The sequence below is a fragment of the Klebsiella sp. 141240 genome, from assembly GCF_050600805.1.
Classification (GTDB): domain Bacteria; phylum Pseudomonadota; class Gammaproteobacteria; order Enterobacterales; family Enterobacteriaceae; genus Klebsiella; species Klebsiella aerogenes.
Window position 1 is genome coordinate 71,651 of sequence record NZ_JAQIRK010000002.1, and the last position, 20,674, is coordinate 92,324.

22 protein-coding genes are annotated in these 20,674 nt (G+C 55.7%); 16 read left to right on the plus strand and 6 right to left on the minus strand.

Annotated features, from left to right (window positions below; translation table 11 throughout):
* The first annotated feature begins 100 nt into the window (after positions 1-100).
* The 3 genes from PGQ95_RS03340 to PGQ95_RS03350 all read left to right on the plus strand — a co-directional run bounded on the left by PGQ95_RS03340 (position 101) and on the right by PGQ95_RS03350 (position 3,366).
* Positions 101-742 carry a hydrolase gene (locus tag PGQ95_RS03340; protein ID WP_020079504.1) on the plus strand — a complete coding sequence of 214 codons (642 nt, stop codon included), beginning with the start codon at positions 101-103 and terminating at the stop codon, positions 740-742.
* Positions 743-926: 184 nt separating this feature from the next.
* Positions 927-1,472, plus strand: a complete 546-nt coding sequence (locus tag PGQ95_RS03345) for an antibiotic biosynthesis monooxygenase (protein WP_087860410.1) — start codon at positions 927-929, stop codon at positions 1,470-1,472.
* 25 nt (positions 1,473-1,497) lie between these two features.
* The gene (locus PGQ95_RS03350; protein ID WP_047740003.1) at positions 1,498-3,366 is read left to right on the plus strand and encodes an amidohydrolase; all 1,869 of its coding nucleotides are present in this window, start codon (positions 1,498-1,500) and stop codon (positions 3,364-3,366) included.
* Between the two features lie 102 nt (positions 3,367-3,468).
* Here PGQ95_RS03350 and PGQ95_RS03355 read toward each other — a convergent pair whose 3' ends face one another.
* Both PGQ95_RS03355 and acpH read right to left on the minus strand, forming a co-directional pair.
* Complete coding sequence (locus PGQ95_RS03355; RefSeq protein ID WP_015368004.1) at positions 3,469-4,071, minus strand: peroxiredoxin; 603 nt, start codon at positions 4,069-4,071, stop codon at positions 3,469-3,471.
* 169 nt (positions 4,072-4,240) lie between these two features.
* On the minus strand, positions 4,241-4,822 hold the full coding sequence (gene acpH / locus PGQ95_RS03360) for an ACP phosphodiesterase (RefSeq protein ID WP_430916974.1): 582 nt from the start codon (positions 4,820-4,822) through the stop codon (positions 4,241-4,243).
* 150 nt (positions 4,823-4,972) lie between these two features.
* Between acpH and queA the strand changes: the two genes are divergently transcribed.
* The 7 genes from queA to PGQ95_RS03395 all read left to right on the plus strand — a co-directional run bounded on the left by queA (position 4,973) and on the right by PGQ95_RS03395 (position 11,700).
* Positions 4,973-6,037, plus strand: coding sequence for a tRNA preQ1(34) S-adenosylmethionine ribosyltransferase-isomerase QueA (gene queA / locus PGQ95_RS03365; protein ID WP_015368002.1), 1,065 nt, complete (start codon positions 4,973-4,975; stop codon positions 6,035-6,037).
* 108 nt (positions 6,038-6,145) lie between these two features.
* Positions 6,146-7,273 (plus strand): tRNA guanosine(34) transglycosylase Tgt, encoded by a 1,128-nt coding sequence (tgt, locus tag PGQ95_RS03370; RefSeq protein WP_430917259.1) that lies wholly within the window; start codon positions 6,146-6,148, stop codon positions 7,271-7,273.
* Between the two features lie 22 nt (positions 7,274-7,295).
* The gene (yajC, locus tag PGQ95_RS03375; RefSeq protein ID WP_003859109.1) at positions 7,296-7,628 is read left to right on the plus strand and encodes a preprotein translocase subunit YajC; all 333 of its coding nucleotides are present in this window, start codon (positions 7,296-7,298) and stop codon (positions 7,626-7,628) included.
* 26 nt (positions 7,629-7,654) lie between these two features.
* Positions 7,655-9,502 carry a protein translocase subunit SecD gene (gene secD, locus PGQ95_RS03380; RefSeq protein WP_015704558.1) on the plus strand — a complete coding sequence of 616 codons (1,848 nt, stop codon included), beginning with the start codon at positions 7,655-7,657 and terminating at the stop codon, positions 9,500-9,502.
* Positions 9,503-9,512: 10 nt separating this feature from the next.
* Entirely contained in the window at positions 9,513-10,484 is a 972-nt protein-coding gene (gene secF, locus PGQ95_RS03385) for a protein translocase subunit SecF (protein WP_015367999.1), read from the plus strand.
* Between the two features lie 136 nt (positions 10,485-10,620).
* Positions 10,621-10,986, plus strand: coding sequence for a VOC family protein (locus PGQ95_RS03390; RefSeq protein WP_213794266.1), 366 nt, complete (start codon positions 10,621-10,623; stop codon positions 10,984-10,986).
* Between the two features lie 24 nt (positions 10,987-11,010).
* Positions 11,011-11,700 carry a helix-turn-helix transcriptional regulator gene (locus PGQ95_RS03395; protein ID WP_213794265.1) on the plus strand — a complete coding sequence of 230 codons (690 nt, stop codon included), beginning with the start codon at positions 11,011-11,013 and terminating at the stop codon, positions 11,698-11,700.
* A 56-nt stretch (positions 11,701-11,756) separates the two neighbouring features.
* On the opposite strand, the gene PGQ95_RS03400 is transcribed toward PGQ95_RS03395, so the two are convergent.
* Complete coding sequence (locus PGQ95_RS03400) at positions 11,757-12,641, minus strand: nucleoside-specific channel-forming protein Tsx (RefSeq protein ID WP_015367996.1); 885 nt, start codon at positions 12,639-12,641, stop codon at positions 11,757-11,759.
* Between the two features lie 301 nt (positions 12,642-12,942).
* Positions 12,943-13,482 (minus strand): DUF3251 domain-containing protein, encoded by a 540-nt coding sequence (locus tag PGQ95_RS03405; RefSeq protein ID WP_213794264.1) that lies wholly within the window; start codon positions 13,480-13,482, stop codon positions 12,943-12,945.
* A gap of 147 nt (positions 13,483-13,629) precedes the next feature.
* Here PGQ95_RS03405 and nrdR point away from each other — a divergent pair, with 147 nt between their 5' ends.
* From nrdR to pgpA, 6 genes are all read left to right on the plus strand, one after another.
* On the plus strand, positions 13,630-14,079 hold the full coding sequence (gene nrdR / locus PGQ95_RS03410; protein WP_002890417.1) for a transcriptional regulator NrdR: 450 nt from the start codon (positions 13,630-13,632) through the stop codon (positions 14,077-14,079).
* A gap of 3 nt (positions 14,080-14,082) precedes the next feature.
* On the plus strand, positions 14,083-15,186 hold the full coding sequence (gene ribD, locus PGQ95_RS03415; RefSeq protein WP_087860404.1) for a bifunctional diaminohydroxyphosphoribosylaminopyrimidine deaminase/5-amino-6-(5-phosphoribosylamino)uracil reductase RibD: 1,104 nt from the start codon (positions 14,083-14,085) through the stop codon (positions 15,184-15,186).
* An 86-nt stretch (positions 15,187-15,272) separates the two neighbouring features.
* Positions 15,273-15,743 carry a 6,7-dimethyl-8-ribityllumazine synthase gene (ribH, locus tag PGQ95_RS03420; RefSeq protein WP_430916977.1) on the plus strand — a complete coding sequence of 157 codons (471 nt, stop codon included), beginning with the start codon at positions 15,273-15,275 and terminating at the stop codon, positions 15,741-15,743.
* 20 nt (positions 15,744-15,763) lie between these two features.
* A complete protein-coding gene (gene nusB / locus PGQ95_RS03425) occupies positions 15,764-16,183 on the plus strand; it encodes a transcription antitermination factor NusB (protein WP_015367993.1) in 420 nt (139 codons plus the stop codon).
* 73 nt (positions 16,184-16,256) lie between these two features.
* The gene (gene thiL / locus PGQ95_RS03430) at positions 16,257-17,234 is read left to right on the plus strand and encodes a thiamine-phosphate kinase (RefSeq protein ID WP_087860403.1); all 978 of its coding nucleotides are present in this window, start codon (positions 16,257-16,259) and stop codon (positions 17,232-17,234) included.
* Positions 17,215-17,727 (plus strand): phosphatidylglycerophosphatase A, encoded by a 513-nt coding sequence (gene pgpA, locus PGQ95_RS03435; protein ID WP_259678433.1) that lies wholly within the window; start codon positions 17,215-17,217, stop codon positions 17,725-17,727. The genes thiL and pgpA overlap by 20 nt, the downstream gene beginning before the upstream one ends.
* Before the next feature lie 38 nt (positions 17,728-17,765).
* Here pgpA and PGQ95_RS03440 read toward each other — a convergent pair whose 3' ends face one another.
* Together PGQ95_RS03440 and dxs are read right to left on the minus strand one after the other, a co-directional pair.
* Positions 17,766-18,740 (minus strand): aldo/keto reductase, encoded by a 975-nt coding sequence (locus PGQ95_RS03440; protein WP_045381017.1) that lies wholly within the window; start codon positions 18,738-18,740, stop codon positions 17,766-17,768.
* Between the two features lie 59 nt (positions 18,741-18,799).
* Positions 18,800-20,662: a 1-deoxy-D-xylulose-5-phosphate synthase gene (dxs, locus tag PGQ95_RS03445; RefSeq protein WP_308958236.1), complete on the minus strand. Its 1,863-nt coding sequence runs from the start codon at positions 20,660-20,662 to the stop codon at positions 18,800-18,802.
* Positions 20,663-20,674: the final 12 nt, after the last annotated feature.

The window sequence follows — 20,674 nt, forward strand, 5'->3', positions numbered from 1 at the left end:
AGAAATTACTGACTATACTCATCATGCGTTATTGGCCACAATCAGCACAGCACAACGGCAGTGTATTATCTTCCTAACTAATTGATTAATAGGATGTGTTATGTCTATTCGTGAACTGATTGATCCGTCTAATTCCACCCTTATTTTTATTGACCACCAGCCGCAAATGGCTTTTGGCGTGGCCAATATCGATCGCCAGACGCTGAAAAATAACACCGTCGCGTTGGCCAAAGCGGGCAAGATTTTTAACGTTCCTGTTATTTATACCTCTGTCGAAACCAAAAGCTTCAGCGGCTATATCTGGCCGGAACTGCTGGCGGTTCATCCTGAAGTGAAACCAATTGAACGTACTTCTATGAACTCATGGGAAGACGCCGGTTTTGTTAATGCGGTGAAAGCCACTGGACGTAAAAAACTGATTATTTCCGCGCTGTGGACCGAAGTGTGCCTGACCTTCCCGGCGCTGATGGCGCTGGAAGAAGGTTATGAAGTGTACGTGGTCACCGATACCTCCGGCGGTACCTCCGTTGACGCTCACGAGCGCGCCATCGACCGTATGGTGCAGGCCGGCGCGGTACCGGTGACCTGGCAGCAGGTTCTGTTGGAGTACCAGCGCGACTGGTCACGTAAAGAGACTTACGATGCGGTGATGGATCTGGTTCGCGAACATAGCGGCGCCTACGGTATGGGCGTGGATTATGCTTATACCATGGTGCACGGCGCGCCGGAACGTAAAGCCTAAAACACTTCATCCTGCAAGCTGCCTCTTTGTTGGCTTCGCTTGCCCGCCCCGGTCACTGGCTGATGTCAGTGCTCGAGGGCGGGCAATCTTGCCGCCTCAATGCGGCATGAATGATTTTGTGTATTGTCATTTATGGCTGATGGCGGGAGAAATCCCGTCATTCCCCTGAAGCAAGGAACTCTTAATGGCGCAACAGAAATCAGTGACGCTGGTCATCAGTCATCATCTCGATCCACAAAACGGCCAGCGCTATGAAGCATGGTTGGGGAAAATCATGCCGGTTGCGGCGGAGTTTCCCGGCCATCTTGGCGCCAACGTGATCCGTCCGGCGGCTGGGCAAAATCTCTGGAGCGTGATTATTCGCTTCGACACCATAGAACATCTCTATGCCTGGACGCAGTCGGAAACCCGTCGCGAGTTAGTCGCGGAAATCGCGCCGTTTCTCAATGATGGCGATCGTACCGAAATCCGCACCGAACCGGCGTTCTGGTTTACCCCACCTGCGGCTAATGTTCGCCAGCCGCTGCGCTGGAAACAGTTTCTGATAACCCTGCTGGTCATCTTCCCAAGTACCAACCTGGTGCCGTGGCTGACCGGCATGGCGCTGCCGGAGTTACGGGGAAGCTTGTTACTGCATCTGATAAACGATGCCCTGGTGGTTGCGTTGGTGGTCTGGTTGTGGATGCCTATCGTGACCCGTCTGTTTGCCGGCTGGTTGAAAAAAAACTAGCTCAACCAGCTTAAAGGAGTGCGTTATGTCGCAAACTGCCACACTGATTCTGACCCACGGTCAGATTCATACGCTCGATCGCGCGAACCCACTGGCGGAAGCCGTGGCCATCGCCGATGGAAAAATTCTCGCGACCGGAAGCCACGATCGAATCATGACGTTCGCCGCCGAGGGGACGCAAATTGTCGATCTTAAAGGCCATACGGTGATCCCGGGTCTTAACGACTCCCACCTGCACCTGATTCGCGGCGGCCTGAACTATAACCTCGAGCTGCGCTGGGAAGGCGTGCCCTCGCTGGCGGATGCGCTGCGTATGCTAAAAGATCAGGCCGATCGTACGCCGTCGCCGCAGTGGGTGAGGGTGGTCGGCGGCTGGAGCGAATTCCAGTTTGCCGAACGCCGCATGCCGACGCTGGAAGAGCTGAATGAAGCGGCGCCTGACACGCCGGTATTCGTGCTGCATCTGTACGATCGCGCGCTGCTTAACCGCGCGGCGCTGAAAGCCGTTGGCTATACCAAAGAGACGCCGGACCCGGCGGGCGGCGAGATCGTTCGCGATAACAACGGCAACCCGACCGGGATGCTGATCGCCAAACCGAATGCCATGATCCTGTATGCCACGCTGGCCAAAGGACCGAAGCTGCCGCTCGATCTCCAGGTTAACTCCACGCGCCAGTTTATGCGCGAACTGAACCGTTTAGGATTAACCAGCGCTATCGATGCCGGCGGTGGTTTCCAGAACTACCCGGAAGATTACGAAATTATCGAGCAACTGCACGCCAAAGAGCAGATGACCGTGCGTATCGCCTACAACCTCTTTACCCAGAGGCCGAAGCAGGAGCTGGAAGATTTCGAGCGCTGGACCGACATGCTGAAGCCGGGGCAGGGCACCGATTTCTACCGTGCCAACGGCGCTGGTGAAATGCTGGTCTTCTCGGCGGCGGATTTTGAAGACTTCCTGCAGCCGCGGCCGGATCTGCCGCAAGGCATGGAGGATGAGCTGGAGCGGGTGGTTCGTCATCTGGTAGAACACCGCTGGCCGTTCCGTCTGCATGCCACCTACGATGAGTCGATTAGCCGAATGCTGGATGTGTTCGAGAAGGTGAACCGCGATATTCCATTTAACGGCCTGCACTGGTTCTTTGACCACGCCGAAACCATCACCGAACGTAATATTGAACGCGTGAAGGCGTTAGGCGGCGGCATCGCGGTACAGCACCGGATGGCCTTCCAGGGGGAATATTTCGTCGATCGTTACGGCAAAGAGGCGGTGAAACATACGCCGCCGGTGGCGAAAATGCTGGAACTGGACGTGCCGGTAGGGTTGGGGACCGATGCGACCCGCGTCGCCAGTTATAACCCATGGACCGCGCTGTACTGGCTGGTTTCCGGGCGTACCGTCGGCGGCATGGCGATGTACGACGATAACAACCGTCTGCCGCGCGACGTCGCCCTTGAGCTATGGACCGCCGGTAGCGCGTGGTTCTCCAGCGAGCAGGGTAAAAAAGGACGCATTGAGAAAGGGCAACTGGCTGACCTGGTGGTGCTGTCAAAAGACTACTTCAGCGTTGCCGAAGAAGAAATTAAGGGCATAGAGTCAGTGCTGACGGTAGTGGATGGCAAGGTAGTGTACGCGGCCGGTCATTTCTCGCCGCTGGCGCCGCCGCCAATTCCGGTATTGCCGGAGTGGTCGCCGGTGGTAAAAGTGCCAGGGCATTATCGCTCGGCGCCGCCTGCGGCCGCGAAGATTGGCGCGGTAGTGCAGATGCACCAGTGCTGCGGCAGCTGCGGCGTGCACGGACATCAGCATGATATTGCGCGCAAGTCGTCGATTCCGGTGGCGGATGAGCAGGCTTTCTGGGGCGTATTAGGCTGTTCTTGCTTCGCGTTCTGATACTTTTGCCCGGTGGCGCCACGCTTACCGGGACTACAGCGAATATAACAGGTACAAAAAAGGCTCGCATTGGCGAGCCTTTTTATGGAAACGTCTAGCCGATTACAGGCTGGATACGTTTTCAGTCAGGTATTTAGCTACGCCTTCCGGAGAAGCGGCCATACCTTCTTTTCCTTTTTCCCACTGAGCCGGGCAAACTTCACCGTGCTCTTCGTGGAACTGCAGCGCGTCAACCATACGCAGCATTTCGTCGATGTTACGGCCCAGCGGCAGGTCGTTAACAACCTGGTGGCGAACGATGCCGTTAGCGTCGATCAGGAAGGAACCGCGCAGCGCAACGCCTTCGTCCGGATGCTCGATACCGTAAGCTTTCTGAATTTCACGTTTGATGTCGGCAACCATCGCGTATTTAACCGGGCCAATACCGCCCTGGTCTACCGGGGTGTTACGCCATGCGTTGTGAACGAACTCGGAGTCGAAGGAAACGCCAACCACTTCTACGCCGCGTTTCTGGAATTCTTCGTAGCGCTTGTCGAAAGCGATCAGTTCAGACGGGCAAACGAAAGTGAAGTCCATTGGCCAGAAGAACAGGACGGTAGCTTTACCGTTGGTGTGCTGTTTGAAGTTGAATTTTTCAACGATTTCGCCGTTACCTAATACTGCTGCAGCGGTAAAGTCCGGAGCCTGACGAGTAACCAGAACCATATGATTCTCCTGTTATTACTAAGGTTAATTGGAACGCAACGCGGGCCAGTATAGGCAGAGGCGGGCAGGAACTCAATGCGGCGCTGACAATCGATGAGATAGGTTTTGCCTATTGATAATTATTCAATAGCGCTTTCAGAATAATCGTTTTGTGAGAAAGCGCAAGGTTTTACAGCGTTCTCTTTTTCGCCTGGTCCATCATTCGCGGATAAAAACGCCAGAATTGCTGTTCCAGTTGTCCATAGTGGTTATCAAGGTCGTACCATGAATCACGCAGCGCATCGAGGCGCGGGCGGCGGCTGGCCATACCGTTCAGGACGCGCTGAATGAATTCCATATCCTGATAACGTTCCAGCCAGCGTTCGGACCACATATATTCGTTGAGATTAACAAAGCGCGGCGGCGAATCCGGCAGAATTTGCGCCACCTGCGCGTGGGCGTAGCGGACGAACTCGTTTAGCGGCAGATCCGGCGACAGCTGCGCCCAGTGATGCGACAGGAAATGGTCCCACATCACGTCGAGGGAAATTGGCGCGACGCGGCGGGTCTCGGGGCGAAACCATTCGCGCGCCGTTTTGACTTCCGCCAGATTGTCGGTTATTACATCTATACGCCGATGCATATAAATGCCGTCAACCACATCCGCAGGATACTCGCCCTGCGGGTTACCGCGGACAAAATCGGCCAGCAGGTTGCCCGGCAGCGAGCTATCCGCAAGGTGGGCGAGATGTAAATGCGCGAGAAAATTCATATCGACTTCAATCCTTCACACGGCCATGCCGTTCTTGCTGGTTAATCATGGTATTCCGCTATTATATCCAGCGTTGAATAGGGTAACGGTTGCAGGAAGACCCGCCCGGCACTAGACTACCCGCCTCTTTATTTAGTCTGAGTCATCGTCATGCGCGTTACCGATTTTTCCTTTGAATTACCTGAATCCCTGATTGCTCACTATCCGCAGCCGGAGCGCAGTAGCTGCCGCTTGCTGTCGCTGGACGGGCCGACGGGCGCGCTGACGCACGGTACTTTCACCGATCTACTCGATAAGCTCAACCCTGGCGATCTGCTGGTCTTTAACAACACCCGGGTGATCCCGGCGCGTCTGTTTGGGCGTAAAGCCAGCGGCGGCAAGATTGAAGTGCTGGTCGAGCGCATGCTGGATGATAAACGTATTCTGGCACATATTCGCGCCTCTAAAGCGCCGAAGCCGGGGGCGGAGCTGCTGTTAGGCGATGACGAAAGCATTAACGCCACGATGCTGGCGCGCCACGGCGCGCTGTTTGAAGTTGAATTCAACGATGAGCGCCCGGTGCTCGATATCCTGAACAGCATCGGTCATATGCCGCTGCCGCCGTATATCGACCGCCCGGACGAAGACGCGGATCGCGAGCTGTACCAGACGGTTTACGGCACCAAGCCGGGCGCGGTCGCCGCGCCGACCGCCGGCCTGCATTTTGACGATCCGCTGCTGGAAAAGCTGCGCGCGAAAGGCATTGAGATGGCGTTTGTGACGCTGCATGTTGGCGCAGGAACCTTCCAGCCGGTGCGCGTTGACAGCATCGAAGAGCACATCATGCACTCTGAATATGCGGAAGTGCCGCAGGATGTGGTCGATGCGGTTCTGGCGGCGAAAGCGCGCGGTAACCGCGTCATCGCCGTCGGCACCACTTCCGTGCGTTCGCTGGAAAGCGCGGCGCAGGCGGCTAAAAATGGCCTGATTGAGCCGTTCTTTGCCGATACGCAGATCTTTATCTATCCGGGATATCAGTACAAAGTCATCGATGCGCTGGTGACTAACTTCCATCTCCCTGAATCCACACTGATTATGCTGGTCTCCGCTTTCGCTGGCTATCAGCACACCATGAACGCCTATAAGGCTGCGGTAGAACAAAAATATCGCTTTTTTAGCTACGGGGACGCGATGTTTATCACGTACAATCCGCAGGCTATTTCTGAGCGTCCCTAAAAAGGCCGGCACGCCGGCTTTCTGACGCCTTGACGCATTTTTTAGCCACGGAATCATTCCGTGGCGAGTATTTAAACGTCGGACTGTTTTTCTGACGCAGGAGCAATGATGAAATTTGAACTTGATACCACCGATGGCCGCGCGCGTCGCGGCCGTTTGGTGTTTGATCGCGGCGTGGTTGAAACGCCAGCCTTCATGCCCGTTGGCACCTACGGCACCGTCAAAGGGATGACGCCGGAAGAAGTTGAAGCCACCGGCGCGCAAATCATCCTCGGCAACACCTTCCACCTCTGGCTGCGCCCGGGCCAGGAAATCATGAAGCTGCACGGCGACCTGCATGATTTCATGCAGTGGAAAAGGCCGATCCTCACCGATTCCGGCGGCTTCCAGGTCTTCAGCCTTGGCGATATCCGTAAGATCACCGAACAGGGCGTGCACTTCCGCAATCCGATCAACGGCGATCCGATTTTCCTCGATCCGGAAAAATCGATGGAGATTCAGTACGATCTCGGTTCCGATATCGTGATGATCTTCGACGAATGTACGCCGTACCCGGCGGACTGGGATTACGCTAAGCGTTCGATGGAAATGTCTCTGCGCTGGGCCAAGCGCAGCCGCGACCGTTTCGATGGCCTCGGCAACAAAAACGCGCTCTTTGGCATCATTCAGGGCAGCGTTTACGAAGATTTACGAGATATCTCGGTTAAAGGTCTGGTAGAGATTGGCTTTGATGGCTACGCTGTCGGCGGTTTGGCTGTCGGCGAGCCGAAGGAAGACATGCACCGTATCCTGGAGCACGTTTGCCCGCAGATCCCGGCAGATAAACCGCGATACCTGATGGGCGTCGGGAAACCGGAAGACCTGGTGGAAGGGGTACGTCGCGGCATCGATATGTTTGACTGCGTTATGCCGACGCGCAACGCGCGTAACGGCCATCTGTTCGTGACCGATGGCGTAGTGAAAATCCGCAACGCGAAGCATAAAAGCGATACATCGCCGCTGGATGCCGAGTGCGATTGCTATACGTGTCGCAATTATTCACGTGCTTACTTGCATCATCTTGATCGTTGCAACGAAATATTGGGCGCGCGCCTCAATACCATTCATAACCTGCGCTACTATCAGCGTTTAATGGCTGGTTTACGCAAGGCTATCGAAGAGGGTAAATTAGAGAGCTTCGTGACCGATTTTTACCAACGTCAGGGGCGTTCCGTTCCTCCTTTGAACGTTGATTAATTTTAATAATGAGGGAATTTCAATGAGCTTTTTTATTTCTGATGCGGTAGCAGCAACCGGCGCGCCGGCGCAGGGCAGCCCAATGTCTCTGATTCTGATGCTGGTGGTGTTCGGTCTGATTTTTTACTTCATGATCCTGCGCCCACAGCAGAAACGTACTAAAGAGCACAAGAATCTGATGAACTCCATCGCCAAAGGTGATGAAGTCCTGACTAACGGCGGTCTGGTTGGTCGCGTGACTAAAGTCGCGGAAAACGGCTACATCGCTATCGCGCTGAACGATACCACCGAAGTGGTTATCAAACGTGACTTCGTAGCTGCCGTTCTGCCGAAAGGCACCATGAAGGCGCTGTAATTACCATTTTCCCTAAGGGAACTGCCGTGTTAAACCGTTATCCTTTGTGGAAGTACGTTATGCTGGTCGTCGTGATTATCGTCGGCCTGATTTACGCGCTTCCCAACCTGTATGGTGAGGATCCGGCTGTTCAAATCACTGGCGCGCGCGGCGTCGCCGCCAGTGAGCAAACGCTGATCCAGGTCCAGAAAACTTTACAAGAAGAAAAAATCACCGCGAAGTCTGTGGCACTGGAAGAGGGCGCAATTCTTGCGCGCTTCGACACCACCGACACTCAGCTGCGAGCGCGCGAAGCGCTGGTTAATCTGCTGGGTGACAAATACGTCGTGGCGCTAAACCTTGCTCCTGCTACCCCGCGCTGGCTGGCGGCGATGTATGCCGAGCCGATGAAGCTGGGTCTTGACCTGCGCGGCGGCGTGCACTTCCTGATGGAAGTGGACATGGACACCGCATTAGGCAAACTGCAGGAACAAAACATCGATAGCCTGCGCAGCGAGCTGCGTGACAAAGGCATTCCTTACTCTACCGTGCGTAAGGAAGACAACTACGGTCTGAGCATCGTCTTCCGCGACAGCGCGGCGCGCGACCAGGCTATCTCTTATCTCAGCCCGCGCCATCGCGATCTGGTTATTTCAAGCCAGGGTAACAATGCGCTGAAAGCGGTGATGACCGACGAACGTCTGAAAGAAGCCCGTGAATACGCCGTTCAGCAGAACATCAACATTCTGCGTAACCGTGTAAACCAGCTCGGCGTGGCCGAACCGCTGGTTCAGCGTCAGGGTTCCGACCGTATCGTGGTTGAACTGCCGGGTATCCAGGATACCGCGCGTGCGAAGGAAATCCTTGGCGCGACCGCGACGCTGGAATTCCGTCTGGTGAACACCAACGTCGATCAGTCCGCAGCCGCTTCTGGCCGCGTACCGGGCGATTCGGAAGTGAAAGACACCCGTGAAGGCCGTCCGGTGGTGCTGTATAAGCGCGTGATCCTGACCGGCGACCATATCACCGACTCCACTTCCAGCATGGACGAGTACAACCAGCCGCAGGTTAACATCTCGCTCGATAGCGCAGGTGGCAACATCATGTCTAACTTCACCAAGGACAATATCGGTAAACCGATGGCGACCCTGTTCGTGGAGTACAAAGACAGCGGTAAGAAAGATGCCAACGGTCGCGCTATCCTTGCGAAAGAGGAAGAGGTGATTAACATCGCCAATATCCAGTCTCGCCTTGGCAATAGCTTCCGTATCACCGGTATCAGCAACCCGACCGAAGCGCGTCAGCTTTCTCTGCTGCTGCGTGCGGGCGCCCTGATTGCGCCGATTCAGATTGTTGAAGAGCGTACTATCGGCCCGACTCTGGGTATGCAGAACATCAAGCAGGGCCTGGAAGCGTGTCTGGCCGGTCTGGTGGTCTCTATCCTGTTTATGATCTTCTTCTATAAGAAGTTCGGCCTGATTGCGACCTCTGCGCTGATTGCTAACCTGGTGCTGATTGTCGGCATTATGTCCCTGATTCCTGGGGCAACGCTGACCATGCCGGGGATCGCGGGTATCGTCTTAACCCTTGCGGTGGCGGTCGATGCTAACGTACTGATTAACGAGCGTATCAAAGAAGAGCTGAGCAACGGACGTACCGTTCAGCAGGCGATTGACGAAGGTTATAAGGGCGCATTTAGCTCTATCTTCGACGCCAACGTGACGACGCTAATTAAGGTTATCATCCTGTACGCGGTCGGTACCGGTGCCATTAAAGGGTTTGCGATTACTACCGGTATCGGTATCGCGACCTCAATGTTTACCGCTATCGTCGGCACCCGTGCCATCGTGAACCTGCTGTACGGCGGCAAGCGCGTGAAAAAGCTGTCTATCTGAGGAGTGCGTTGTGGCACAGGAATATACTGTTGAACAATTGAACCACGGCCGTAAAGTCTGGGACTTTATGCGCTGGGACTACTGGGCCTTCGGCATTTCAGGTTTTCTGCTGATTGTGTCGATCGCCATCATCGGCGTCCGCGGGTTTAACTGGGGTCTCGATTTCACCGGCGGTACGGTGATTGAAATTACCCTCGAAAAACCGGTTGATATGGACCAGCTGCGCGATTCGCTGCAGAAAGCGGGCTTTGAGGAGCCGCAGCTGCAGAACTTCGGCAGCAGCCGCGACATCATGGTGCGTATGCCGCCGGTACACGATGCCAACGGCAGCCAGGAGCTGGGCAGCAAAGTCGTTAACGTAATTAACGAATCGACCAGCCAAAGCGCGACGGTGAAACGTATTGAGTTCGTTGGCCCGAGCGTGGGCGCGGACCTTGCGCAAACTGGCGCTCTGGCGCTGATTGCGGCGCTGGTGTGTATCCTTATCTATGTCGGCTTCCGCTTTGAATGGCGACTGGCGGCAGGGGTCGTTATCGCACTGGCGCACGACGTGGTGATTACCATGGGCGTGCTGTCGTTGTTCCATATCGAGATTGACCTGACCATCGTCGCATCATTGATGTCGGTCATCGGTTACTCGTTGAACGATAGTATCGTGGTATCGGACCGTATCCGTGAAAACTTCCGTAAGATCCGTCGCGGTACGCCGTACGAAATCTTTAACGTGTCGTTGACCCAGACGCTGCACCGTACCTTGATCACCTCCGGTACCACCCTGATGGTGATCCTGATGCTGTTCCTCTTCGGCGGCCCGATTCTGGAAGGCTTCTCGCTGACCATGCTGATCGGTGTATCCATCGGTACGGCTTCTTCTATCTACGTCGCGTCCGCGCTGGCGTTGAAACTGGGCATGAAGCGCGAGCATCTGATCCAGCAGAAGGTCGAAAAAGAAGGGGCGGATCAGCCGTCCATTCTGCCGTAATAGAGTTCAGTTGAGATAAAGCAATCCCGGCCTCGATGGCCGGGATTTTTTTTGCCTGCCTGAAACCTGCTGACAGTATGCTGTCAGGAGCCCTCTCGTACACTGCTTGTGAACTCACTAACGAGCAGGAGGAAGTATGAACAACGTGATTAACTGGTTTGAAATTCCGGTCGCAGATATGGATCGCGCCGTCGCGTTTTATGAGTCGGTAATGCAGGTGACGTTACGTCGTGAAACCATGGATTGCGCGGACCTGGCCGTCTTCCCACATCAGGACCCGGCCCCCGGCGGCGCGTTGGCTAAATTTGACGGTATCGCGCCATCGCCGCAGGGCGCTATTATTTATCTGCATACCGACAACCTTGCCGCGACGCTGGATCGTATCGCCTCGGCGGGAGGAGCGTGCGTATTTGGCCCGCTGGCGCTGCCGAATGATATTGGCACCATCGCCCTGTTTACCGACAGCGAAGGCAACCGTGTAGGTTTGCATCAACCAGCTTAACCTGACTATTTAGCGAAACGAGAAATGACCCGACGCGCCGACCGTTTATTTCAGATAGTGCAGATCCTGCGCGGCAGGCGGCTAACTACCGCCGCGCTGCTGGCGGAACGGTTGGGCGTGTCGGAGCGTACCGTCTATCGCGATATCCGCGACCTCTCGCTCTCAGGCGTCCCGGTTGAGGGCGAGGCCGGGAGCGGTTATCGTCTGCTGGCGGGTTACGACCTGCCGCCACTCATGTTGACCACCAAAGAATCCGAAGCGCTCATTGCGGCGATTCGACTGTTAAAAACCTGGGGCGGCGATGCGCTTTCGCAGTCGCTGGAGTCAGCCCAGGAAAAAATGCTGGCGATTTTGCCGGAAGAGAGGCGGCGCAAAGCGGAGCAGACCCGGCTGTTTGCCCCCGACCTTGGCGCGCATCGTTATGCTAAAACCCATTTTGACGTTATCCATCAGGCCGTATCCAATCAGCAGGTGTTGCAGCTTCACTATCAGGATGAATCCGGTCAGGTAACGCGGCGTGAAGTGCTGCCGCTGGGGCTGTTTTTCTGGGGGGAGCGCTGGCTGCTGGTGGCCTGGTGCGAACTGCGCAGTGATTATCGTAACTTTCGACTCGACCGTTGTCTGGAGGTAAGGGCGATCGAGCGTCGTTTCAGCGAGTGCGCCGACCGTTCATTGAGCGATTTCTTACGTAAGGTGAGATGTGAGGAGCAATAAAAAAACGCCCGGTTGGCGTAAAACGCGTCCCGGGCGCTGTCTTGCTGTATTAGCAATTAGAAGTTGTAACCGACAACGAAGTAACCACCCCAGCCGGTAGAGCGTACGCTGAAATCGCCATCGCCGAAGTTCAGCTTAGCATCATCAGCCCACTGGCCGCCGTTATGGAAGTAACGCGCGACGATAGAGTAGTGCCAGTGCGCGTAGTTCAGCGCCAGGATGTGGCTGGACGCGATAGAGTTGCTGGTACGCGCGTGCTTACCGTTCATATCGTAGAAGTTGTCGTCGCCAAGGTCAGAACCCCAGTCGAAGTTGGTGAAGCCGATATAGCTTAGCGAACCGCCCCACAGGTCGGTCAGCGGAACGAAGTATTTCACCTTGAAGCGGTAGCCGTCCCACTCGTTTTCGTTGGAGGCGCCGTAGTTCTGCCACTGGTATTTAGCATAGATGTTCAGCGACAGGCTCATCGGCAGACCGGTATCGATGTCGGTACCCAGACCCATATACCAGGTGCTTTGCTCCTGAGAGTCGTTGCGGCCCATATCGTAGATATAGTTGTTCGCGAAGTACCACTCTTTGAACGGCCCGAAGCTCAGATCGGTGTTGGTCAGCTTGTCGATAGAGAAACGCGGTTCGATCTCCATAAACAGCGGGGAGCCTTTGTTCCAGATACCTTTCGCCGTGCTGTTGCCGCCGAAGAAGACCGGCGCATCGATATAGCCGTAGAAATCAAACCAATCTTTTTTAGCAAACGCTTCGTATTCCAGATAGGTATCGTTACGGATCTGCGGTCCAAAACGAGTGTGGTAGCTACCGACCACGTTCACACTCTGGTGCCACCAATCAGACAGGTACTGCGGTTTTTCAGTTTCTGCCGCGCCAGCGGTGAAAGAAGCGGAAAGCGCCACAACAGCGCTCGCTGCCAGTAATGTTTTTTTCATGTTGATGCCACTGTTTAAATTAAGCCAAAAGGCGTTAAGAAAATTGCCGAAGCGTTGCTAAATATTTCGTCTTTCTGTGGGGGTCTATTATAGAAATCATTGCTCACAAAAATACGTGTTGTTTCACATAACCAGAACATGCGTAATCGATTGCGTTCACGATTCTATGCATTTCTTGACAAAATGCTACTGAAAATCGCCTTCAGGAGCGATTTCTAATGAACTCTTATGAAAAGTTGTAAATGGATAACTTCGATAGATGAAAAGTGGGGCGCCGGGCCGTTTTGCCCGGCGTGAGCGCTTACTGCGCGCTGGCAGGTTGGATATCGTGGATACGAATAAAGCCGACTTTATCAGGCGTCACATTCAGGCGCAGCGGGATATCGACATCGCTGGGCGCCAGGATGCTGGCCGGGGCGCTAATCAGCTGATCCTGGACGTTGACTTCCTGATAGCTGTGGGTGGTACCGCTGATCTGCCCGGAAGCGACGGTCGCGGTGAAGGCCGGGAGCGGATCGTTAGACTCGCCCTGGATACGTAAGGTCAGGCGCGAACCGTCGCCATCGGCCGTAATACTGCCCACCGACATGCGCAGGGTGCCGATCTGGCTCTCCAGCCGCGCCGGCGTTTTAGCATCCGGTAGCAGGTAGACGCCGCTGGTGGATTTAGCATTCAGTGCGTTTTGCTGAGTGATTTTTATCGTTTGCTGATTCAGCTGGGTCATCTCTTTGCTCAGCGTACTGACGCTCTCGTTCATCTGACGAACTTCGCTTTGCTGGGCGCAGGCGGTAAGGGTGAACAGGCTGCCGATGATAGCCAGTTGTAGGTAACGTCTTGTCATGGTCAGGATTCCGTTTACAGAGGATGATTAATGGTAGCTAAACTGAATTGGCCTACCATAGATCCTTTGTCTCAAAAGCTCTTTCTTTGTAGTCCGCTGACTTCAGGGTAAACTACCCTTCAGATTAACTACCTGTCAGGACGCGCCATGCATTGCCCTTTCTGTTTCGCCGTGGATACCAAAGTCATCGATTCTCGCCTGGTCGGCGAAGGCTCCTCCGTGCGTCGTCGTCGGCAGTGTCTGGTCTGCAATGAACGCTTTACCACTTTTGAAGTGGCGGAACTGGTAATGCCGCGGGTGGTAAAAAGCAACGACGTGCGCGAACCTTTCAACGAAGACAAGCTGCGTAGCGGGATGTTGAAAGCGCTGGAAAAGCGGCCGGTCAGCGCCGATGACGTCGAAATGGCGGTAAATCACATCAAAACCCATCTGCGCGGCACCGGTGAACGTGAAGTCGCGAGTAAAATGATCGGTAATCTGGTGATGGAACAGCTGAAGAAGCTCGACAAGGTCGCCTATATTCGCTTCGCTTCCGTCTATCGCAGTTTCGAAGATATTAAAGAGTTCGGCGAAGAAATCGCCCGTTTACAGGACTAAGCCATGCAGGACGAAATGTACATGGCGCGAGCGCTGAAGCTTGCCGCGCGCGGACGCTTTACTACCCATCCTAATCCCAACGTCGGCTGCGTGATTGTAAAAGACGGCGAGATCGTCGGCGAGGGCTTCCACTATCGGGCCGGCGAGCCGCACGCCGAAGTGCACGCGCTGCGTATGGCCGGCGAGAAAGCCAAAGGCGCGACCGCCTACGTCACTCTCGAGCCCTGCAGCCACCATGGCCGCACGCCGCCGTGCTGCGATGCGCTGATCGCCGCGGGCGTTGCTCGCGTGGTAGCGGCAATGCAGGACCCGAATCCGCAGGTGGCCGGTCGCGGCCTGTATCGCCTGCAGCAGGCAGGTATTGACGTCAGCCATGGGCTGATGATGAATGAAGCGGAAGCGCTGAATAAAGGTTTTCTGAAGCGGATGCGCACCGGTTTTCCGTGGATCCAACTGAAGATGGGCGCTTCGCTTGATGGCCGTACGGCGATGGCCAGCGGCGAAAGCCAGTGGATCACCTCGCCGCAGGCGCGGCGCGACGTGCAGCGCCTGCGCGCGCAGAGCCACGCTATTCTGACCAGCAGCGCGACCGTGCTGGCGGACGATCCGGCGTTGACCGTGCGCTGGCAAGAGCTGAGCGCCGATACGCAGGCGCTCTATCCGCAGGAAAATCTGCGTCAACCGCTGCGTATCGTCATCGATAGCCAAAACCGCGTCACGCCTGAGCATCGAATTGTTCATCAGCAAGGTGAAACCCTGTTTGCCCGCACCCATGCCGATGAACGTACCTGGCCTGACAATGTGCGTACCTTGCTGGTGCCGGAACATAACGGCCATCTCGATCTCGTGCTGCTGATGATGCAGCTTGGTAAACAGCAGGTGAACAGCATTTGGGTGGAAGCGGGGCCGACGCTGGCCGGCGCTTTGCTACAGGCCGGGCTGGTGGATGAGCTTATCGTCTACATTGCGCCTAAACTGTTAGGCAGTGACGCGCGCGGTTTATGCGCGCTGCCGGGGCTTGAGAAACTGAGCCAGGCCCCCCATTTCAAATTCAACGAGATACGTCAGGTCGGACCCGATGTCTGCCTGCATTTAACGACTGCGTGATGTATTCCTAATATTAGGAAGCAGCGCCCAGAATATTATGATAAAATCCGCCCCCCTTGCGGGGCACATGAACCCGAAGGAAGAGTATGAACATTATTGAAGCTAACGTTGCTACCCCGGACGCTCGCGTCGCCATCACCATTGCGCGTTTCAACAACTTTATCAATGACAGCCTGCTGAAAGGCGCGATTGACGCCCTCAAGCGCATTGGTCAGGTAAAAGATGAAAACATCACCGTTGTTTGGGTTCCAGGCGCGTATGAGCTGCCGCTGGCGGCTGGCGCACTGGCAAAAACCGGTAAATATGACGCGGTGATCGCGCTGGGTACGGTGATTCGCGGCGGTACCGCCCACTTTGAATATGTGGCTGGCGGTGCAAGCAATGGCCTGGCGCACGTCGCTCAGGACAGTGAAATCCCGGTAGCCTTCGGTGTTCTGACTACTGAAAGTATTGAACAAGCCATCGAACGCGCTGGCACCAAAGCCGGTAACAAAGGCGCAGAAGCCGCGCTGACCGCGCTGGAAATGATTAACGTATTGAAAGCCATCAAGGCCTGATTTTTTGTAAGGGGAATTCCGTGAAACCTGCTGCTCGTCGCCGCGCCCGTGAGTGTGCCGTCCAGGCGCTCTACTCCTGGCAGTTGTCCCAGAACGACATCGCTGATGTTGAATACCAGTTCCTGGCGGAACAGGATGTAAAAGATGTAGACGTTCTGTATTTCCGTGAACTGCTGTCCGGAGTGGCGACTAACAGCGCGTATCTCGACGGTCTGATGAAGCCATACCTGTCGCGCCAGCTGGAAGAGCTGGGTCAGGTAGAAAAAGCGGTACTGCGTATTGCGCTGTTTGAGCTGTCGAAGCGTGACGACGTGCCGTATAAAGTGGCTATCAACGAAGCTATCGAGCTGGCGAAAACCTTCGGCGCTGAAGATAGCCACAAGTTTGTCAACGGCGTGCTGGATAAAGCGGCCCCGGTAATCCGTCCCCGCAAAAAGTAAACTGCAGGCCGGGCTTTGTAGGATCAGATCCTGCGAACCCGGCCTTATTCTTTTCTTTGCTGAGGCATAACGTATGGCATGCGGCGAATTTTCCCTGATTGCCCGTTATTTTGATCGCGTTAAAAGCGCCCGCCTTGATGTTGAAACCGGCATCGGCGATGACTGCGCGCTCCTGAATATCCCTGAGAAAAAAACGCTGGCAATCAGCACCGACACCCTGGTGGCGGGCAACCACTTTTTAGCCGACATCGACCCTGCCGACCTGGCCTATAAAGCGCTGGCGGTGAACCTGAGCGATTTGGCGGCGATGGGCGCGGAACCGGCGTGGTTGACGCTGGCGCTCACTTTGCCGGAAGCAGACGAAGCGTGGCTTGAAGCCTTTAGCGACAGTCTGTTTGTCCAGCTTAACTATTACGATATGCAGCTAATCGGCGGCGACACCACGCGTGGGCCGCTATCGATGACGCTGGGTATCCACGGCTTTGTACCGCCGGGCCGCGCGATGAAGCGTTCCGGTGCCAAGCCAGGCGACTGGATTTATGTCACCGGCACGCCCGGTGATAGCGCCGCCGGGCTGGCGCTTTTACAGGACCGGTTAACGGTTGATTCGCCAGCGGATGCCGATTACCTGCTGGCGCGCCATTTGCGTCCGATGCCCCGCGTACTGCAGGGCCAGGCGCTGCGCGATCTGGCCAATTCAGCGATCGATCTTTCTGACGGTCTGATTTCTGACCTTGGTCATATCCTGAAGGCCAGCGCCTGCGGCGCGCGTATCGATCTCGATGCGATGCCGTATTCCGATGCCATGCTGCGCCAGGTTGATCCTGAGCAGGCGCTGCGCTGGGCGCTCGCCGGCGGCGAAGATTATGAGCTGTGCTTTACCGTACCTGAGCTCAACCGCGGGGCGCTCGATGTCGCGATTGGTCAGCTAGGCGCGCGTTTTACCTGTATCGGCCAGATCGTGGCGGAAGCAGATGGACTGCAGTTTACCCGTGAGGGTAAGCCGATTAAATTGGATTTAAAGGGGTACGATCATTTTGGCACGCAGTAGAGACGAGGCGAAAAGCCGCCTTAATATGCGCAATCCCTGGCACCTGCTGGCGACCGGGTTCGGTAGCGGGCTGAGTCCGGTGGTTCCGGGAACGATGGGGTCGCTGGCGGCGATTCCGTTCTGGTATCTGATGACCTTTCTCCCCTGGCAGCTCTATTCGCTGGTGGTGATGATGAGCATCTGTATCGGCGTCTATCTTTGTCACCGTACGGCCAAAGATATGGGCACCCATGACCACGGCAGCATCGTTTGGGATGAGTTTGTCGGGATGTGGATCACCCTGATGGCGTTACCGACGATGGACTGGCAGTGGGTGGCTGCCGGTTTCGTTATTTTCCGTATCTTCGATATGTGGAAGCCATGGCCAATTCGTTGGTTCGACCGCAACATCCATGGCGGAATGGGGATCATGGTCGACGATATCGTCGCCGGGGTGATCTCCGCCGGCGTACTTTATCTGATAGGCCACCACTGGCCGATAGGTCTAATTTAAATCTGCACCCCGGCACGGCCGGGGTTTAAATTGCGGTGTTACTTGAAGCCGACGATTGGGTGGGGCCGATAGGGCGCTTCCAGCTTATCGATCTGTTCCGGCGTCAGGGTTAAATCGACGGCATGCAGGAGCTCATCCAGCTGTTCCTGACGCGAGGCGCCAATAATCGGCGCAGCCACGCCGGGCTTGCTTAAGAGCCAGGCCAGCGCCACCTGTGCGCGGTTGGCATCTAATTCTTCAGCCACTTCCTCCAGCTTCTGCGCTATCTGCTCATCATTGGCGTCGGTGGCGCTATACAGCGATTTACCGAACTCATCGGAGACGAGGCGTGCAGTCGTTTCTCCCCATGGCCGCGTCAAACGGCCGCGCGCCAGCGGGCTCCACGGCATGACCGCAATTCCTTTGCGCTGGCATAGCGGCAACATCTCGTTTTCTTCTTCGCGATAAATCAGGTTGTAGTGATCCTGCATGGTGACGAAGCGCGCCCAATTGTTCTGTTCCTGCAGAGCGAGCGCCTGGGCGAACTGTCGGGCATGCATAGATGATGCGCCGATATAGCGCGCTTTCCCGGCGCGAACGACATCGCTGAGCGCCTCCAGCGTTTCTTCGATGGGCGTGGCGTAATCCCAGCGGTGGATCTGCAACAGGTCGACATAGTCCATTCCCAGACGGCGCAGGCTATCGTCGATGGATCGCATGATTTGCGCGCGTGACAGCCCCTGCGGCAGATCGCCGACCTGATGATAAACTTTGGTGGCGACGATCACCGAATCGCGGCGAGCATATTCCCGCAGCGCGCGGCCAAGGATCTCTTCGCTGCTGCCATCGGAATAGTTGTTCGAGGTATCAAAGAAGTTAATTCCGCCTTCCAGCGCACGTTTAATCAGTGGACGGCTACTTTCTTCGGGCAGCGTCCAGGCGTGATTGCCGCGGTCAGGCTCGCCGAAGGTCATGCAGCCGAGACAGAGTCGGGAAACGCGAAGATGGGTATCGCCAAGAGGGATGTAGTGCATAAGACGCTCCTGCTACTTTAAAGGGAATCCTTTAAGCATAGCAGGAGCGGTATGGGCAATTATGCCAACCAGTCGCGGATTTTGGCTTCGATACCGGCGGCATCCAGGCCGAGGTCGGCGCGAACTTCTTCTTGAGTCCCCTGCGGGATAAAGAAGTCCGGCAGGCCGATGTTCAGCACCGGTACCGCGCGACGGTGGGCCATCAACAGCTCGTTGACGCCGCTGCCAGCGCCGCCCATGACGGCGTTCTCTTCAAGCGTGACCAGCACATCGTGATCGGCGGCAAGCTGCAGGATCAGCGCCTCATCAAGCGGTTTCACAAAACGCATATCGATCAGCGTCGCATTGAGTTTTTCCGCAACCTGAGTGGCTTCCGGCAGTAAAGTCCCGAAGTTAAGAATTGCCAGCTTCTCGCCGTTACGTTTCACCACGCCTTTCCCGATCGGCAGCGACGCCAGTGGTGCCAGTTCTGCGCCAGTACCTGTGCCTCGCGGATAGCGTACTGCGCTAGGGCCGTCGTTATAGTGGTATCCGGTGTAGAGCATCTGGCGACATTCATTCTCGTCGCTCGGGGTCATGATCACCATTTCCGGAATGCAGCGCAGGAAGGAGAGATCGAATGCCCCTTGGTGCGTCTGACCGTCGGCGCCGACGATGCCCGCGCGATCGATTGCAAACAGTACCGGCAGCTTTTGAATGGCGACATCATGGATCACCTGATCGTAAGCGCGCTGCAGGAAGGTTGAGTAAATCGCCACGATCGGCTTATAGCCGCCAATTGCCATCCCGGCGGCAAAGGTGACCGCGTGCTGTTCGGCAATGGCGACATCAAAATATTGATCGGGGAATTTCTTCGAGAACTCGACCATGCCCGAACCTTCACGCATCGCCGGGGTGACGGCCATCAGTTTGTCATCCTTCGCCGCGGTTTCGCACAGCCAGTCGCCAAAGATTTTCGAATAGGTTGGCAGGCCGCCGCTGCTTTTTGGCAGCACACCGCTGGTGTGATCGAATTTCGGTACCGCGTGGAAGGTGATGGGATCTTTTTCAGCCGGTTCATATCCACGGCCTTTTTTGGTCATGATGTGCAAGAACTGCGGTCCTTTCAGATCGCGCATATTCTTCAACGTATTGACCAGACCCAGTACATCGTGGCCATCTACCGGACCGATGTAGTTAAAGCCCATCTCTTCAAACAGCGTGCCGGGCACCACCATACCTTTAATATGCTCTTCGGTACGCTTAAGCAGTTCTTTAATCGGCGGTACGCCGGAGAAGACTTTTTTGCCGCCTTCACGTAGCGAAGAGTACAGCTTGCCGGACAGCAGCTGCGCCAGATGGTTGTTCAACGCGCCGACATTCTCTGAGATCGACATTTCATTGTCGTTCAATACGACCAGCATGTCTGGTTTGATATCGCCCGCGTGGTTCATCGCCTCAAATGCCATCCCGGCGGTGATCGCGCCATCGCCAATGACGCAAACGGTGCGCCGCTGCTTGCCTTCTTTTTCGGCGGCAATAGCGACCCCAATACCCGCGGAGATAGAGGTAGAGGAGTGACCGACGCTCAGTACGTCATATTCGCTTTCGCCGCGCCACGGGAACGGATGCAACCCGCCTTTCTGGCGAATAGTGCCGATTTTATCGCGACGGCCGGTGAGAATTTTGTGCGGGTAAGCCTGATGGCCGACGTCCCAGATTAAGCGGTCGAAAGGCGTATTGTAGACATAGTGCAGCGCCACGGTCAGTTCAACCGTGCCAAGGCCAGAGGCAAAATGGCCGCTTGAGCGGCTCACGCTGTCCAGAAGATAACGGCGCAGCTCATCGCAAAGCTTAGGCAGGCTATCTTTTGGCAGCAGGCGCAACTCCTGGGTGGAATCTACCAGCGCCAGGGTTGGGTATTTGGCAATATCAAAACTCATCAGAGACTCATT